11 protein-coding genes, 2 tRNA genes and 1 rRNA gene are annotated in these 15,708 nt (G+C 65.8%); 4 read left to right on the forward strand and 10 right to left on the reverse strand.

All coding sequences use genetic code 11. The annotated features are described in order from the left end of the window. Both CHC08_RS46240 and CHC08_RS46245 read right to left on the reverse strand, forming a co-directional pair. Window positions 1-104 (reverse strand): 16S ribosomal RNA (locus CHC08_RS46240); the annotation flags it as partial. Window positions 105-700: 596 nt separating this feature from the next. After that, window positions 701-3,286 (reverse strand): valine--tRNA ligase, encoded by a 2,586-nt coding sequence (locus CHC08_RS46245; RefSeq protein WP_089213725.1) that lies wholly within the window; start codon window positions 3,284-3,286, stop codon window positions 701-703. 80 nt (window positions 3,287-3,366) lie between these two features. On the opposite strand from CHC08_RS46245, the gene CHC08_RS46250 reads away from it, so the two are divergent. Both CHC08_RS46250 and tmpA read left to right on the forward strand, forming a co-directional pair. Then, complete coding sequence (locus tag CHC08_RS46250; RefSeq protein WP_089213726.1) at window positions 3,367-4,131, forward strand: GntR family transcriptional regulator; 765 nt, start codon at window positions 3,367-3,369, stop codon at window positions 4,129-4,131. After that, complete coding sequence (tmpA, locus tag CHC08_RS46255; protein ID WP_089213727.1) at window positions 4,128-5,699, forward strand: 2-trimethylaminoethylphosphonate dioxygenase; 1,572 nt, start codon at window positions 4,128-4,130, stop codon at window positions 5,697-5,699. The genes CHC08_RS46250 and tmpA overlap by 4 nt, the downstream gene beginning before the upstream one ends. Before the next feature lie 178 nt (window positions 5,700-5,877). Here tmpA and clpX read toward each other — a convergent pair whose 3' ends face one another. From clpX to CHC08_RS46280, 5 genes are all read right to left on the reverse strand, one after another. Next, a complete protein-coding gene (gene clpX / locus CHC08_RS46260) occupies window positions 5,878-7,158 on the reverse strand; it encodes an ATP-dependent Clp protease ATP-binding subunit ClpX (protein WP_089213728.1) in 1,281 nt (426 codons plus the stop codon). Window positions 7,159-7,351: 193 nt separating this feature from the next. Further along, entirely contained in the window at window positions 7,352-7,996 is a 645-nt protein-coding gene (locus CHC08_RS46265; protein ID WP_089213729.1) for an ATP-dependent Clp protease proteolytic subunit, read from the reverse strand. Window positions 7,997-8,007: 11 nt separating this feature from the next. Next, complete coding sequence (locus CHC08_RS46270) at window positions 8,008-8,652, reverse strand: ClpP family protease (protein ID WP_089213730.1); 645 nt, start codon at window positions 8,650-8,652, stop codon at window positions 8,008-8,010. A gap of 614 nt (window positions 8,653-9,266) precedes the next feature. Next, window positions 9,267-10,655 (reverse strand): trigger factor, encoded by a 1,389-nt coding sequence (gene tig, locus CHC08_RS46275; protein WP_089213731.1) that lies wholly within the window; start codon window positions 10,653-10,655, stop codon window positions 9,267-9,269. Between the two features lie 209 nt (window positions 10,656-10,864). After that, the gene (locus CHC08_RS46280; RefSeq protein ID WP_089213732.1) at window positions 10,865-11,731 is read right to left on the reverse strand and encodes a helix-turn-helix domain-containing protein; all 867 of its coding nucleotides are present in this window, start codon (window positions 11,729-11,731) and stop codon (window positions 10,865-10,867) included. A gap of 243 nt (window positions 11,732-11,974) precedes the next feature. Between CHC08_RS46280 and CHC08_RS46285 the strand changes: the two genes are divergently transcribed. Then, complete coding sequence (locus tag CHC08_RS46285) at window positions 11,975-12,484, forward strand: ATP-binding protein (protein ID WP_245878990.1); 510 nt, start codon at window positions 11,975-11,977, stop codon at window positions 12,482-12,484. 144 nt (window positions 12,485-12,628) lie between these two features. Here the strand turns inward: CHC08_RS46285 and CHC08_RS46290 are convergent, their stop codons facing one another. Then, window positions 12,629-13,420: a neutral zinc metallopeptidase gene (locus CHC08_RS46290; RefSeq protein WP_089213734.1), complete on the reverse strand. Its 792-nt coding sequence runs from the start codon at window positions 13,418-13,420 to the stop codon at window positions 12,629-12,631. Between the two features lie 472 nt (window positions 13,421-13,892). Beyond that, window positions 13,893-13,966: transfer RNA gene (locus CHC08_RS46295), tRNA-Pro, on the reverse strand. An 89-nt stretch (window positions 13,967-14,055) separates the two neighbouring features. Between CHC08_RS46295 and CHC08_RS46300 the strand changes: the two genes are divergently transcribed. Continuing rightward, window positions 14,056-14,126, forward strand: a tRNA-Gly gene (locus CHC08_RS46300). A 219-nt stretch (window positions 14,127-14,345) separates the two neighbouring features. Here CHC08_RS46300 and CHC08_RS46305 read toward each other — a convergent pair. Next, a complete protein-coding gene (locus CHC08_RS46305; RefSeq protein WP_089213735.1) occupies window positions 14,346-15,587 on the reverse strand; it encodes an IS256 family transposase in 1,242 nt (413 codons plus the stop codon). Between the last annotated feature and the right edge of the window lie 121 nt (window positions 15,588-15,708).

Consider the following 15,708-nt stretch of genomic DNA (forward strand, 5'->3'; position numbering starts at 1 on the left):
ACCCGTTCGCCGCTCGAGTACCCCGAAGGGCCTTTCCGCTCGACTTGCATGTGTTAAGCACGCCGCCAGCGTTCGTCCTGAGCCAGGATCAAACTCTCCAAACAATGTCTGAGAAAGTTCACCCCAGCTGAAAGCACCCACCCCTGCCGTTTCCGGCGCCGCAAATGGCGTCGGGAAGTCAGGGCGGATGTATCAACCAAAGGAATCCGTCCCCCACCCGCAGGGGTGGGATGGACGGGGTTGTGCATCATGCACTGGCTTTTAACACACTGTTGAGTTCTCAAGAAACGGACGCGTACACCCTTTGCCGGACCCGCGGGCCTGCCATCAGGGGCGTTCGTTTTGTTGTGTTTTGATCTTATCAGGCTCGCCGGGTTTAAGGGAAACCAGTGCCGTTCGCACCGTTTCCGCTTATCCCGTCGAATCCGTTAGGATCTCGACCGCCCTGCTTCCAGGGCAACCCCTCCAACTTACTCCGACATCCCGCCTTTGTCCAATCCTGCGACATGGCCAGATTTTCGGTGATCTTTTAGAGGGGGTGCAGGACCTCGCCCTGCGTTAAGAACTCTAGCAGTCCGCTTAGGCTGCCATGGCCCATTCCGCGGTAACAACTAGGTCTTCCCTGAGCCGACAGCCCCCAAACACGGGAGCCCGAAGTCAAAGGACTTCGGGCTCCCGGTCAAACCTCCTCCATGCGGGCTCAGCCCGCGGAGAGCGTCTCCAGCTGAGCGGTCAGGCGCGCGATGTCCTCGTCGGCCTGTGCGGCACGGGCTCGGACCTTGGTCACCACATCGTCAGGTGCCTTGGCCATGAACTGCTCGTTGCCGAGCTTGGCCGCCACCTGTGCGGCCTCCTTCTGCGCCACCCCGAGATCCTTCTCCAGGCGCTTGCGCTCGGCGGCCACATCGATCGTCCCCGCGGTGTCGATCTCCACCGCGATCCCCCCCACGTCGAGGCGGGCCGTGGCCGCGAACGACTCCGACGACTGGTCGAGCTTGAGCAACGACCGAATGGCCCCCTCGTGCGAGGCGAGAGCCGTACCGGCGAGTGACAGCTGAGCGGCGACCTTCTGGCCGGGCTTGAGGCCCTGGTCGGAACGGAACCTGCGGACCTCGGTGATCAGCCCCTGCACGGCCAGGATCTCTTCCTCGGCCGAGGCGTCACGCAGCGACTCCCGCACCGTCGGCCATGGCGCGACCACGATGGACTCGCCACCGGTGACCGCCCGCCACAGTTCCTCGGTGACAAACGGCACCAGCGGGTGAAGCAGCCGGAGCAGCGAGTCGAAGACATGACCCAGCACGAGCCGGGTGTGCTCCTGGCCCGAGGCAATCTGGATCTTGGCGAGCTCGAGGTACCAGTCACAGACCTCATCCCACGCGAAGTGGTAGAGCAGGTCGGAGATCTTGGCGAACTCGAATTCGTCGAAGGCGACGTCCACCGACGCCACGACCTCCTGGAGCCGGGAGAGGATCCACCGGTCGGCTGCGGTCAGCTCCTCGATCGGGAGCTCTCCGACCGCCGCGCCGTTCATCAGCGCGAAACGGGTGGCGTTCCAGATCTTGTTGCAGAAGTTGCGCGAGCCGCCGGCCCACTCCTCGCTGATCGCCACGTCGGAGCCGGGGTTGGCACCACGCAGCAGCGTGAAGCGGGTGGCGTCGGCGCCGAAGCGCTCCACCCAGTCGAGCGGGTCGACCACGTTGCCGAACGACTTGGACATCTTCTTGCCGTGCTGGTCCCGGACCATGCCGTGCAGCGCCACGGTCCGGAACGGCGGCTCGCCGTCCATCGCGTAGATGCCGAACATCATCATCCGGGCGACCCAGAAGAACAGGATGTCGTAGCCGGTCACCAGAACGGAGGTCGGATAGAACTTGGCGAGCTCCGCCGTCCTGTCCGGCCAGCCGAGAGTCGAGAACGGCCACAGACCGGAGGAGAACCAGGTGTCGAGGACGTCCGGGTCCTGGACGTATCCCTCGGGCGCCGACTCGTCGGGGCCGACGCAGACGACCTCGCCCGCGGGGCCGTACCAGACGGGGATCCGGTGGCCCCACCACAGCTGCCGCGAGATGCACCAGTCGTGCATGTCGTCGACCCAGTCGAAGTAACGCTTGGCCAGCTCCGGCGGGTGGATCTTCGTCCGGCCCTCGCGGACCGCGTCGCCGGCGGCCTTGGCGAGGGGCGAGACGTTGACGAACCACTGGAGCGAGAGCCGCGGCTCGACGACGGTCTTGCATCGCGAGCAGTGGCCGACCGAGTGGATGTAGGGCCGCTTCTCCGCGACGATCCTGCCCTCCTCGCGGAGCGCGGCCACCACCGCCGGCCTGGCCTCGAAGCGGTCGAGCCCTTCGAAGGGCCCGTGAACGGTGATCACACCGCGCTCGTCCATGACCGTCATGGACGGCAGCGAGTGGCGGCGGCCGATCTCGAAGTCGTTCGGGTCGTGCGCCGGGGTGACCTTGACCGCTCCGGTGCCGAAGGCCGGGTCGACGTGCTCGTCGGCGACGACCGGGATACGGCGCCCGGTGAGCGGGAGCTCCACCTCGCGACCGACCAGGTGCGCGTAGCGCTCGTCAGACGGGTGCACGGCGACGGCCGTGTCACCCAGCATGGTCTCCGCCCGCGTGGTGGCGACCACGATGGAGTCGTCACCGTCGCCGTAACGGATCGAGACGAGCTCTCCCTCGTCGTCGCTGTGCTCCACCTCGATGTCCGACAGCGCGGTCAGGCAGCGCGGGCACCAGTTGATGATGCGCTCGGCGCGGTAGATGAGCCCGTCGTCGAAAAGCTTCTTGAAGATCGTCTGGACGGCGCGGGAGAGCCCGGGGTCCATCGTGAAGCGCTCGCGCGACCAGTCGACACCGTCGCCGAGTTTCTTCATCTGGCCGAGGATCCGGCCTCCGGACTCTTCCTTCCACTGCCACACACGCTCGACGAAGGCCTCGCGGCCGAGGTCGTGCCGGGACAGGCCGTCCTTGGCGATCTCGCGCTCGACGACGTTCTGGGTAGCGATGCCGGCATGGTCCATGCCGGGCAGCCAGAGCGTCTCCTGTCCGCGCATGCGGGCCCTACGGGTCAGCGCGTCCTGGATCGAGTGGTCGAGGGCGTGGCCGATGTGCAGGACACCGGTCACGTTCGGCGGGGGCAGAACGATGCTGTACGGCTCGCGCTCGCTGCTCGGATCCGCGGTGAAGTATCCCTCCGATACCCAGCGCTCGTAGCTCCGGGTCTCCACGTCGGCGGGTGTGTACTGGGTAGGCAGCTCTGGCGTCGTCACGATGTCCAATTCTAGGGATGTCCGGGTGGTCGATGCCCCACAGTTTTGAGACTTGCAAGATGTCTATACATCTTCTAACTTGTCGGTACATGTCCTCCCTGTATCGCCAGCTCTCCGACGAACTGCGCACCGGCATCGCCGACGGGACCTATCCGCCCGGTTCGCGGCTGCCTTCGGAGAGCGAGCTGGCTGAGCGGTACGGGGCCTCGCGGGGAACCGTCCGCCAGGCGTTCACCGTGCTCGCGGCCGACGGGCTGATCTCCTCCCGCAAGGGAACCCGGCGGCTGGTGCTCCAGCCGACGCTGGTGCAGAGCTTCAGCCAGCTGCACAGCTTCTCGCAGTGGGCGGCGTCGATCGGCGAGACGCCCGGCGGCCGGATGGTGGCCCTGGTCAGGCGCGAGCCGACGGAGCTGGAGGCCGGAAAGCTGGAGCTCGACCCCGGGGAGCGCGTCTACCACCTGACCCGGCTCCGCCTGCTGTCCGGACGACCGGTGATGGTGGAGCGCACCGCCTACGTGGAGCGGATCGGCGCCCTCATCGGCGGGATCGTCATCGATGGCGACGACGAGTCCATCACCATCCGGCTGGAGGAACTCGGCGTGGTGTTCGCCCACGCCGAGCACACTGTCAGCGCGATCCCCGCCGAGGCCGATGACGCCCATCTTCTCGGTGTCCGCCCCCGCACTCCCCTGCTCCGTGAGCTCCGCCGTACCACCGATCCCGCCAACCGGCCGCTGGAGTGGTCCGACGACCGCTACCTCGGCGACGCCGTTGCCTTCACCGTGCACAACTCGGTGCAGGCCAACACTCTTGTCCGTTCGTCCGCGACGGTGACTAAGGAAACCCCAGCGTGAACCTCGCATTCCCCGCCATCTGGCTGCGCGACAACTGTCCCTGTCCCGAGTGCCGTGACCCTCGCAACGACCAGAAACTGTTCGGCATCACCGACCTGGACCCGAAGGTGGAGATCGTCGGAGTCGACGGCCCCATCGTGACCTTCAGCGACGGCCACACCAGCCGATTCGACCCCGCCTGGCTGGCCGCCCACACGCTGGACGGCACCGCCTACGACGACAGGACCGAGGACGCCAAGGAACTGTGGGCCGCGATCACCCCGCCTGAGGGAAACTGGCGGCGCTTCCTCGCCGACCCCTCCCACCGGGAGGAGTGTCTCGACGCGGTGCTGCGCACCGGCTTTGTGCTCCTCCGCGAGGTGCCCGTCGAGCCGGGGACGGTGCTGGAGGTGGCCGGAGCCTTCGGCTACGTACGCGAGACCAACTACGGCAAGCTGTTCGACGTGCGGGTCGAGGCCACGCCGGTGAATCTGGCCTTCACCGGGTTGCCGATCACCCCGCACACCGACAACCCCTACCGCGATCCGGTGCCGACGGTGCAGCTGCTGCACTGCCTGTCCAACGCGGTGGAGGGCGGCGAGTCCGGTCTGGTCGACGGCTTCCACGCGGCCTCGCTCCTGCGCGCGGAGGATCCCGGCGCGTTCGAGCTGCTGGCCCGCACCCCGGTCACCTTCCGGTACGGCGACGCCGGCACGGAGCTGACCGCCAGCCGCCCGATGATCGGCCTGGATCCGCTGGGCCGGATCCGCGAGGTGAGGTTCAACAACCGCTCGCTGCGACCGGTACGCCTGCCGTACGAGCGGACGGAGGCCTTCTACGCGGCCTATCGCGCGTTTGCGGAGATCCTCTACCGGCCGGAGCTCCAGGTGAACTTCCGGCTCGGCCCCGGCGACTGTGTGATCTTCGACAACACCCGGATCCTGCACGCCAGGACCGGCTTCGCCGACTCCGGGGACCGGCACCTGCAGGGCTGCTACGCCGACCTGGACGGATTCGCCGGCAACCTGGCCGTGCTCCGCCGCCGGAACGCGGTGATCGCCAACCTGCGGGCGCTGTTCGAGGGCCCCGGCGCCGACGACTACCTGGGCGAGGAGGTCACGCAGGCGGCACACATGCTTCAGGCCGCGGCATCCGCCCGGGAGGCCGGGGCTTCGCCGGGCCTGGTGGCGGCGGCGTTGCTGCACGACGTGGGGCACTTCACCGGGGAGGTCACGGGGCACGATCTGATGGGCGGCACCGACAACCGGCACAGCCATGTCGGCGCCGACTGGCTCGGGCAGTGGTTCGGTCCTCAGGTGACCGAGCCGATCCGGCTGCACGTGGCGGCCAAGCGCTATCTGTGCGCGGTGGAAAGCTCCTACTACGACCTGCTCTCCGAAGCCTCCCGCTACACGCTCGGCGTGCAGGGCGGGCCGATGGGCCCCGATGAGGTCGCCGGGTTCGACGCCGAGCCGTACGCCCAGGACGCGGTACGGCTGCGCCGCTGGGATGACGAGGCCAAGGAGCCGGATCGGGTGGTCCCCGGCTTCGAGGACTACACGGCACTGCTCTACCAGCTGATCCGATAGAAACCCGACCCGCCGAAAACCAGAGCCACCCGGCAGTCGCGCCCCTGACGGCCGACGCCACCCGAGATCCAGCCGCCGGAAACGCGGGTCCCGGAAGCGGAGCGGGAAACAGCGACGCCCCCGCAGGATCTCCCTGCGGGGGCGTCGGCCGTACGAACCGAGTCGCTCGAACGCGAAACTACGCGGACTTCTCGCGCGGCGGGCGCTGCTGCTTGTTGAGCTGGTCCCGCGGCACGAGCGTCGGGTAGACGTGCTCCAGTACCGACTCACGAGTGATGACAACACGCGCCACGTCCTGCCGTGACGGCACCTCGTACATCACCGACAGGAGGACCTCCTCCAGAATCGCCCGGAGACCACGGGCGCCGGTGCCACGCAGGATCGCTTGGTCGGCGATGGCCTCCAGGGCATCGTCGGTGAACTCGAGCTCGACGTTGTCCAGCTCGAACAGACGCCGGTACTGCTTCACCAGAGCGTTGCGCGGCACGGTGAGGATCTGGATGAGCGCCTCGCGGTCGAGGTTGTGCACGCTCGTGATAACCGGGAGCCGGCCGACGAACTCGGGGATCATGCCGAACTTCAGCAGGTCCTCGGGCATGACATCACCGAAAATGTCGGAGTTGTCGACGTCTTCCTTGGACCGGATGATGGCATTGAATCCAATGCCCTTCCTGCCGACCCGGGACTCGATGATCTTCTCGAGGCCGGCGAAGGCTCCACCACAGATGAACAGCACGTTGGTGGTGTCGATCTGGATGAACTCCTGGTGCGGATGCTTGCGTCCGCCCTGCGGCGGCACGCTCGCGGTCGTGCCCTCCAGGATCTTCAGCAGGGCCTGCTGCACGCCCTCACCGGAGACATCCCTGGTGATCGACGGATTCTCACTCTTACGAGCGATCTTGTCGACCTCGTCGATGTAGATGATGCCGGTCTCGGCCTTTTTGACGTCGTAGTCAGCGGCCTGGATCAGCTTGAGAAGTATGTTTTCGACGTCTTCACCCACATAGCCCGCCTCCGTCAAGGCGGTGGCGTCGGCGATGGCGAACGGAACGTTCAACATCTTCGCCAACGTCTGGGCGAGCAGCGTCTTGCCGGAACCCGTGGGGCCCAGGAGCAGGATATTGGACTTGGACAGTTCGAGACCGTCATCACGCCCGCGCTCACCGGACTGCACCCGTTTGTAGTGGTTGTAAACCGCCACCGAGAGAGCCTTCTTCGCCTGGTCCTGACCGATGACGTAGGCGTCGAGGAATTCGTAGATCTCCCTCGGCTTCGGCAGACTGTCCCACTTGAGTTCGGAGGACTCGCTGAGCTCCTCCTCGATGATCTCGTTGCAGAGATCGATGCACTCATCACAGATGTATACGCCGGGCCCGGCGATGAGCTTCTTGACTTGCTTTTGGCTCTTCCCGCAGAAAGAACACTTCAGCAGGTCTCCCCCGTCGCCGATGCGTGCCACCCCAGATACTCCTTTGCGTGGGACCGCCCTGGCTGCCGCGGTCCGTTTCTTCCGACCGGCCCGATACCCGGTGCGAAAAGTCATCCCGCTCAGGTTTCGACGTTACCGTCTTCTGAGCCCTTAGTGAGCCCCCTAGCGGCGAGTCGCACCGGAACGTGCCCGATTGGGCACCGTTCCGGTGCGATAGGCCTCATTACGAGGCTATGGCCTTGGCGAGTTTCTTGCGAGACGGGATGATGTCGTCGATCAGCCCGTATGCCTTGGCTTCCTCGGCATCAAGGATCTTGTCGCGCTCGATGTCCTTGCGGATCTCGGCGGCGGTCTTGCCCGAGTGCTTCGACAGGATCCCCTCCATCTGCGAACGCATCCGCAGGATCTCCCGCGCCTGGATCTCGATGTCGCTTCCCTGGCCGCCGCCCTCGGTGGAGGGCTGGTGGATCAGGAGGCGGGCGTTCGGCAGGGCGAACCGCTTGCCCGGCGTGCCGCCGGCCAGCAGGACCGCCGCGGCTGACGCCGCCTGCCCCAGACAGACCGTCTGGATCTCCGGCCGGACGAACTGCATCGTGTCGTAGATCGCCGTCATTGCGGTGAAAGAACCACCGGGCGAGTTGATGTAGATGCTGATGTCGCGGTCGGGATCGAGCGATTCCAGCGTCAGCAACTGCGCCATGACGTCGTTGGCTGAAGCGTCGTCCACCTGCACGCCGAGGAAGATGATGCGATCCTCGAACAACTTGGCATACGGGTTCATCTCCCGCATGCCGTACGACGTGCGCTCGGTGAAGGACGGAAGAACGTAACGGCCGTTGATATCTCCCGGCCGGATCAACTCACTCACCTGGTGCCCTTTCAGGAGACGGCGCCCGCTGAGGGCACCTGCCGCGCGCTCCGGACGACTTGGTCGATGAAGCCGTAGTCTTTGGCCTCTTCGGCCGTGAACCAACGGTCCCGGTCGGAGTCGGCCTCGACCTGGTCGAGCGGCTGGCCGGTGTGGAAAGCGATGCGCTCGGCAAGAGTCTTCTTGACGTAGAGCATCTGCTCCGCCTGGATGGCGATGTCGGCGGCGGTGCCGCCGATGCCACCGGACGGCTGGTGCATCATGATGCGAGCGTGCGGCAGGGCGTAACGCTTGCCCGGTGCGCCGGCACAGAGGAGGAACTGCCCCATGGAGGCGGCCAGACCCATCGCAACCGTGCACACGTTGTTCGGCACGTATTCCATCATGTCGTAAATCGCCATGCCGGCCGTCACCGATCCGCCTGGCGAGTTGATGTAGAGCCAGATGTCCCGGTTGGGGTCGTCCGCCGCGAGCAGGAGCAGCTCGGCACAGATTCGGTTGGCGATGTCGTCATTGACCTGGGTGCCCAGCACGATGATGCGCTCACGCAGCAGCCGCTGGTAGAGCTGGTCTTCGAGCCTGAACGAGCCATTCGGCTGGCTCATCGACTCGGGCCCGGAGCCGGTCGGCTGGTAGAAGGTCGGCGGGCTGGTCACAGCGTCACCTTCCGATGCGTCGTAATCGATTGGCTTTGCTTGTGACCTTAACGCGCGCCGCCTACCGGACATGCCCCCTCAACGTGCTGTTCGCTGACGGCGCATGCTCGCCACCAGGTTTCCGGCCGCGTCAGAAGGGCCTCGCAGGCCACTTCACGCCCGTGCCCGCCTGGCGTGTCGCCACCGCTCGGGACCTTCACGCACAGCTCAGTGAACGTGGCCCGCCCCGGCCTGAACAGCTCGTTTCCCGGTCCGGGCCCCGTTTCCGGCCCTCACCTCGACCGCGTCCCATCCGCGCCGGGCGGTGAGTCCGGCCGCGGCCTCCGGGAGGGCCCTGAGGAGCTCGTCAGGTCCTCGGATGGCTTCCGGCGAACCGTCCGGCCCTACACACTTCGCGGGACGGCGACCCCGATCCCCTGAATGCCGTATGCGCCCGGGCCCGGCATGGAGCCGCCTCCGGAGCGCGGGCTGCCGTCCCGGGGCCGAGAACCCGCCAGAACCCACAGCGGAAGCCCGCCGTGCGGGAAGCCCCGGCAGACATGAAAGCCCCCGCCGTACGAACACGGCGGGGGCTTCACGAGCGTTTCGTGTTTCGCTCTTGTCGCGGCGAAAACCTACTTCGCGGTCTCGACTTCGGCCTCGGCGGACTCCTCGGCGGGCTCCTCGACGACCTCTTCACCGTTGATCTCGGTGTAGATGGCCTTGAGGTCGACCTCGTTGCCTGCCTCGTCGGTCACCTTGGCGGCATCACCGATGACGCTCTTGGCCTTGTCACGGACGATCTCGACCATGGCCAGCGTGAGCTGGTCGTTGTCGGCCAGGTGCTGGGCGAGCGTGTTCGGGGCGACGTTCATCTGCATGGCGCGACGCACCACGAAGTTGGTCAGCTCCTGCTCGCTGACACCAAGCTCCTCGGCCTTGACGATCTTGTCCAGGACGAAGCCGGTCTTGAGCGCCTTGGCCGCGCTCTCGTCGAACTCCGCGAAGCGCTCCTCCTCGGTGGTCTGATAGAGGCGGTAGTACGCGTCCTTGCTCAGGCCACTCTCGGCGATCTGGTGCTCAAGGTTGTGCTTGCGGTTGTCGAGCTCGACCTTGAGCGCGCTCTCCGGCAGCGGAATGTCAATCTTGGCGAGCAGGGCGTCCAGGGCGTTCTCGCGAGCCTGGACGACCTGGTCGATCAGCTTGTTCCGGTGCGCCTGCTCGCGGAGGCTGTTCTTGAGCTCCTCGAGGCTGTCGAACTCGCTGGCCAGCTGGGCGAACTCGTCGTCGAGCTCGGGGAGGACCTTCTCCTTGACGCTCTTGATGGTGATCGTGACCACGGCGTCCTCGCCGGCGTTCTCGCCGCCGACCAGGTTGGTCGTGAAGTCCTTGGTCTCACCGGCGGACATGCCGGCCAGCGCGTCGTCCAGGCCCTGCAGCACCGAGCCGGCGCCGACCTCGTAGGAGACGTCGTTGGCCTGCTGCTCCTCGATGTTCACACCGTCGATCGCGGCGGCGAGGTCCATGACGACGTAATCGCCGTTGGCGGCGGCGCGCTCGACGCCGGTCAGCGTCGCGAAACGCTGACGCAGGCCGTCCAGCTGGGTGTCGACGTCCTCGTCCGCGACCTCGGAGACCGGGACGGTGACCTCAAGGCCCTGGTAGTCGGGAACGTCGAAGTTAGGACGGATGTCCACCTCGGCGGTGAACTCGACCTGCTCACCATCTTCGATCTTGGTGACCTCAATGTCCGGCTGGCTGACCGGGAAGATGTCGCTCTCGTCGACGGCCTGGCCGTACAGCTTGGGCACCGCGTCGTTGAGGGTCTCCTCCAGCACCACTGCACGGCCGAAACGCTGCTCGATGATCCGAGCCGGAACCTTGCCGGGGCGGAACCCGGGGACGCGCACCTGCTGCGCGACCTTCTTGTACGCCGCCTGCAGGCTCTCGCCGAGCTCCTCGAACGGCACCTCGACAGTGAGCCTTACCCGGGTCGGGCTGAGCTCCTCGACAGCGGTCTTCACGGGGTGGTCTCCTTGATCAAGCTTCGAGTGATCGCGGGCGCGTTAAGTCGTACGGCTACCGCGGCTAGTTTCGCGCGCCGCGCCCACATGAGCGGCACCGGGCACAGCCATTGATACATGCGAGATTAGGGCATGCTCCACTGCGGCGGGTGTCCAGCGCCCGCTGGCCAGTCTAGGGCAGACCTACGCCTCAGAGCGACCTCGGCCGTTCAGTCATCCTTAATGATCCGGCGCAGGATGTCGTTCGTCTCGCCCGGAGTGGTGCTCACCGCGCACAAACGCTCCATGACCTCGCTGTAGCGGTCGACGTCCTCACGCTTGTCGAGGTAGAGGGCGCTGGCGAGTTGCTCGACGTAGACCACGTCGGGAAGCTCGTTGTCGTTGAAGCGCAGCACGCTGAAGGCGCCGCCCTCCGCGCTGTGGCCGCCGAAGCTGAACGGCATGACCTGAATCGTGATGTTCGGCTGCCGCATGAGGTCCAGAAGTCGCTCCAGCTGCGCCCGCATCACTTCCGTGCCACCGATGGGACGCCGCAGCGCCGCCTCGTCGATGACCGCCCAGAAGAAGGGGCCGTCGGCCTGTTCGAGCACCCGCTGGCGCTCCATCCGCAGGTCGACGCGGCGTGCGATCTCCTCGGGCGCGACCCCGGCGCTCCCCGCGGTGATGACCGCCCTGGCGTACTCTCTCGTCTGCAGCAGACCCGGCACGAACTGCACCTCGTAGGTGCGGATCCGGGAAGCCGCCTCCTCCAGGCCGACGTAGGTCTGGAACCACGACGGCAGCAGGTCGTTGAACCGATGCCACCAGCCCGGTTCGTTCGCCCTGAGCAGGAGGTCCATGACCGCCAGCCGCACCCCCTCCGCCTCTACGCCGTAGAAGGTGAGCAGGTCCGCCACATCGCGCTCTCTCAGCCCGACCCGGCCGAGCTCCATCCTGCTGATCTTGGATTCGGAGCCACGGATGAGGTGCCCGGCCTCTTCCCGCGAGAGCCCCTTGGCCTCACGCAGGCGACGCAGTTGGGAGCCCAGGAGAATACGTAAAGCTGTGGGACCTGATCCCGGTTGAACCTGCGTCACTTCGCCTCCCTCTGCACTTGGGCCAGCGCACACAGTGTCACTACTTCCGGCCACTATGACAAGGTCTCAACCCGGTGCCCGTTTCACCACGTTACCGGAGCGACCGATCATGCTGCTGCACATTGCACCTGCACGTGCATTTGGGTCTTGCAGCAGACGTTCCCGTGACCCATGATGGCCTAGTGCATATTGGGCTTAAGGTGCACAAGCTCTTAAAACTCACAACTGGTGCGGAGACTCACGATGACAGCGGGAGGTACCGGCAGGATGGTGGAGGAGCCAAAATCGGCTGCCGACTACCTGCAGGCGACCCGCGAGAGCGGCTTCGACGAGCTCCTCGTGACCAACAACTCGGACGCCACGGCATGCCCGCTCCCCCGGCAGGCCGACTCCGTGAAAACCGCCCGGGACGTGACCCGTTCCACCTTGCGCGACTGGGGCCTGTCCGAGCTCAGCGATGACGCAGCGTTAGTGGTTTCGGAACTAGTCACTAATGCGGTCCGCTACGCACTGTGTCCGCCCAGCCGGGTCGAGGTCACACCGATCACCCTCGTGCTGCTGCGCCTCTCTCCCCACGTGCTCCTCGCCGTGGCCGATCCCAGCGACGAGATCCCCACTCCCAAGGAGCCGGACTTCATCTCGGAGAACGGCAGGGGCCTCTACATAGTGGAGACCTACAGCGAGTGCTGGGGCTGGGATCACCTCAACCGCGGCGGCAAGGCCGTCTGGGCCCTCTTCAGCGGCACCGTCTGACAGGTTGGGCTCGTGACAGGGACCTTCCAGGTCCGTGGTCAGCCGGGCGTTTCCCCATCGGCACCCACGAGAGCGGGCGGAGAACCGACCACTCACGTGGGCACCGCGTCGACCGTCACTCACACCTGAGCGTCGGCCCGGTCGTCAGGCGATGCGGGACGCCGGCGCGGTCCAGGTGTTGCACGCGGCCGGGGAGGCGGCGGCGAACCCCTTCTGCAGCCAGGCGACCCGGTTCTTCCCGGTGCCGTGGCTGCGTTCCTTGTTGAGCTTCTCGTCGCCGCTCTTCCGGTAGATGTCCAGGACGTCCTTCCAGTCCTTGTCCTTGTACTCCTGCGAAGCCCAGATGCTGCCCATGAACGCCGCCCCCAGGCAGTCGGCCTGCAGCTCCTGGCGACGGCTCTGCACCAGCGATTTGGCCTTGGTGTAGGCCACGGGTCTGATGCCAACGAGGTTCTGAACGTGGTGGGCATACTCGTGCGCGATCAGGTGCAGCGCCAGCGGGTCGGCCGGATACTCGATGGCGTAGTCGTCGATCAGGATCACCAACTGCTGCCCTTTGCTGCAGTAACGGCCGGTGCCGTTCTTGTGCCAGGCCGACCCGCACGCGCGGCTGGGCTTGGTCATGAACCGAATCGCCGGTTTCCTGAACGGCAGACGGGCCTTCTTCAACTGCGCGGACCACGAGGCGTTCAAGCAGCCCAACATCGAGGTCAGGTGCTTTTTGGTGGCGGTGACGCTGCCGGAGTCCTCCGGCTGGTGGCCGCAGGGCACCGTCAGCTTGCCGCTGCGATACAGCGGATTGTGGGTAAACGCCTTGGGTCCGGTGGGAACAGACGCGCTGGCAACGTTGGTAGAGCCGGTGTCGGCGTGGGCGGTGCCGGTGAACAGCAGCCCGGCCAGGGCCCCGGCAAGCAGGGCGATATGGGGGGTACGCATGATGCCAAACCCTACAGAAGTGGCAATACGAACCTAAAAGCATCTGATCACCACTTATCAGTCCGCTGGCGACTGCCTCGGCGCCCAGCCTCCGATATCCGGCTCAGGCGACCGGCATCCGCTTCCCGGACGAGCCGGTGTCCGGCGGGACTTCCGCAACGCCGTCAGGAACGCCGAGGGAGCAGACGCGGCGTGGTGGACACCGCGAGAAGTTTGGGCACAGTTTCGTCTCGCTGCCCTCCGACAACGGCATCCCTCTGAAGAAGATCTCCCGCGTGACAGGTCGCGGCAGCACGGCCGCGACCGAGGCCGTTTACCTCCGGCCAGATCCGCCCGATTCTTCGGGGCGGCGCGGTGGCGATGGACCGCATTCTCACTGGTGACACGGATGCGCAGTCACTCAGACAGTCGCTCAGAAAACAGGCAAGGCCGCCTCCGAAGATCGGAAGCGGCCTCCACCTTGCACTGTCTGTCGGGGTGACAGGATTTGAACCTGCGGCCCCCTGCTCCCAAAGCAGGTGCGCTACCAAGCTGCGCCACACCCCGGTAAGTCGCGTACGCGCATGCTCCGGAACTCCGGTACGCTTACGCCTTGTCGAACGGATGAAGTCTAGACCAGACTGACACCGGCTCGCGCGGACGTAGCTCAATGGTAGAGCCCCAGTCTTCCAAACTGGCTACGCGGGTTCGATTCCCGTCGTCCGCTCAAATGGCAAAAGGCCAGGTCATCCCGTATGCGGAGACCTGGCCTTTTGTTATTCAAGAAGTTTTTTCGATCGCCCGTGCCACCTGCGTGCCACTAACCTTTTTTGCACCCCTCGGCGTGGCTTTCTCACGTGCCACCTTGAGCGTCTGGCCCAGCGCCTCGGTCACGTCCAGCGGAGTGGTGTATGAGTTGATCTCCGCGTGATCCTATTTCTGCAGGTTAAGCGGTAAGTGTCTGCGGGATCGGATTCTGCTGCGGTGTGTCGCCGCAGATCATGCGCAGCCGGGCCTTGGCCAACACGTCCAGACCCATGTAACGGCGAGCCTCGGTCCACTCATCGGTCTGCTCGGCCAACACCGCACCAACCAGCCGGACGATCGAGCCACGGTCAGGGAAAATACCGACCACATCGGTGCGCCGACGGATCTCCTTGTTCAGCCGCTCTTGCGGATTGTTCGACCAGATCTGCTTCCAGATCTCCCGAGGGAACGCAGCGAAAGCCAGCAGCTCCTCGCGGGCAGCGTCCAGGTGCTCACAGGCGGCCGGATACTTCGCCTCCAAAGCCTCGATCACCCAAGTGTGCTGGGCGCGCACCTGCTCAGCGGTGGGCTGATCGAAGATGGTGCGCACCAGCGTCGCCACCCACGGCTGGGCGGACTTCGGCACCGTCGTCAAGAGATTGCGCAGGTAGTGGGTGCGGCAACGCTGCCAGGACGCGCCGGGCAAGGTCGCGCCGATCGCCCCGACCAGCCCGGTGTGCGCATCAGAGATGACCAGCTGCACCCCGGCCAGGCCACGGGCCACCAGGCCGCGCAGGAACGCCAGCCAGCCGGCGCCGTCCTCGGCCGAGGTGACCTCCAACCCCAAGATCTCCCGGTTGCCGTTGGCGTTGACCGCGGTGGCGACCAGCACATGCACGTTGATGATCCGTCCGCCCTCGCGCACCTTCTGGGTGAGTGCGTCCAGCCACACGAACGCATACGGGCCCGCGTCCAACGCGCGGGTGCGAAAGGCCTCCACCTGCGCGTCCAGCACCTTGGCCATCTCGCTGACCTGGCTCTTGGAGATGTGTTTGATGCCCAGTTGCTCGACCAGCTTGTCCACCCGACGGGTGGAGACGCCCAGGAGATACGAGGTGGCCACCACGCTGATCAGGGCTTGTTCGGCCCGGCGACGGCGCTCCAGTAGCCATTCGGGGAAGTAGGAGCCCGAGCGCAACTTCGGGATCGCCAGCTCCACGGTGCCGGCGCGGGTGTCCCAGTCGCGGGAGCGGTAGCCGTTGCGGCGGTTGGTGCGCTCGTCGCTGCGGGTGCCGTAGTCGGCGCCGCACAGGCCGTCGGCCTCGGCCGACATCAATGCCTCGGCCATGGTCTTCACCATGGATCGCAACAGATCCTGATCTCTGTGCTCGATCTGCTCCGCCAGCCAGCTTGCGGGGTCCACACTGTTGTTCACGGCCATCGCTTTCTTCTCCTTCGATCATGGTTTCGCAACCTGAAGGATCACGCGATGGCCGTCCTCATTTCACGACGCCACGCCATCTAGCTGGGGAAACTCATACACCACGTCCGTGGACGCAACC

Source organism: Streptosporangium subroseum, from assembly GCF_900188345.1.
GTDB lineage: Bacteria > Actinomycetota > Actinomycetes > Streptosporangiales > Streptosporangiaceae > Streptosporangium > Streptosporangium subroseum.

Bases quoted from the DNA above. Each gene is read 5' to 3' on its own strand.
- CHC08_RS46285 (WP_245878990.1), top strand. From the start codon at position 11,975: ATGACAGCGGGAGGTACCGGCAGGATGGTGGAGGAGCCAAAATCGGCT.
- CHC08_RS46290 (WP_089213734.1), bottom strand. From the start codon at position 13,420: ATGCGTACCCCCCATATCGCCCTGCTTGCCGGGGCCCTGGCCGGGCTG.
- CHC08_RS46305 (WP_089213735.1), bottom strand. From the start codon at position 15,587: ATGGCCGTGAACAACAGTGTGGACCCCGCAAGCTGGCTGGCGGAGCAG.
- CHC08_RS46250 (WP_089213726.1), top strand. From the start codon at position 3,367: ATGTCCTCCCTGTATCGCCAGCTCTCCGACGAACTGCGCACCGGCATC.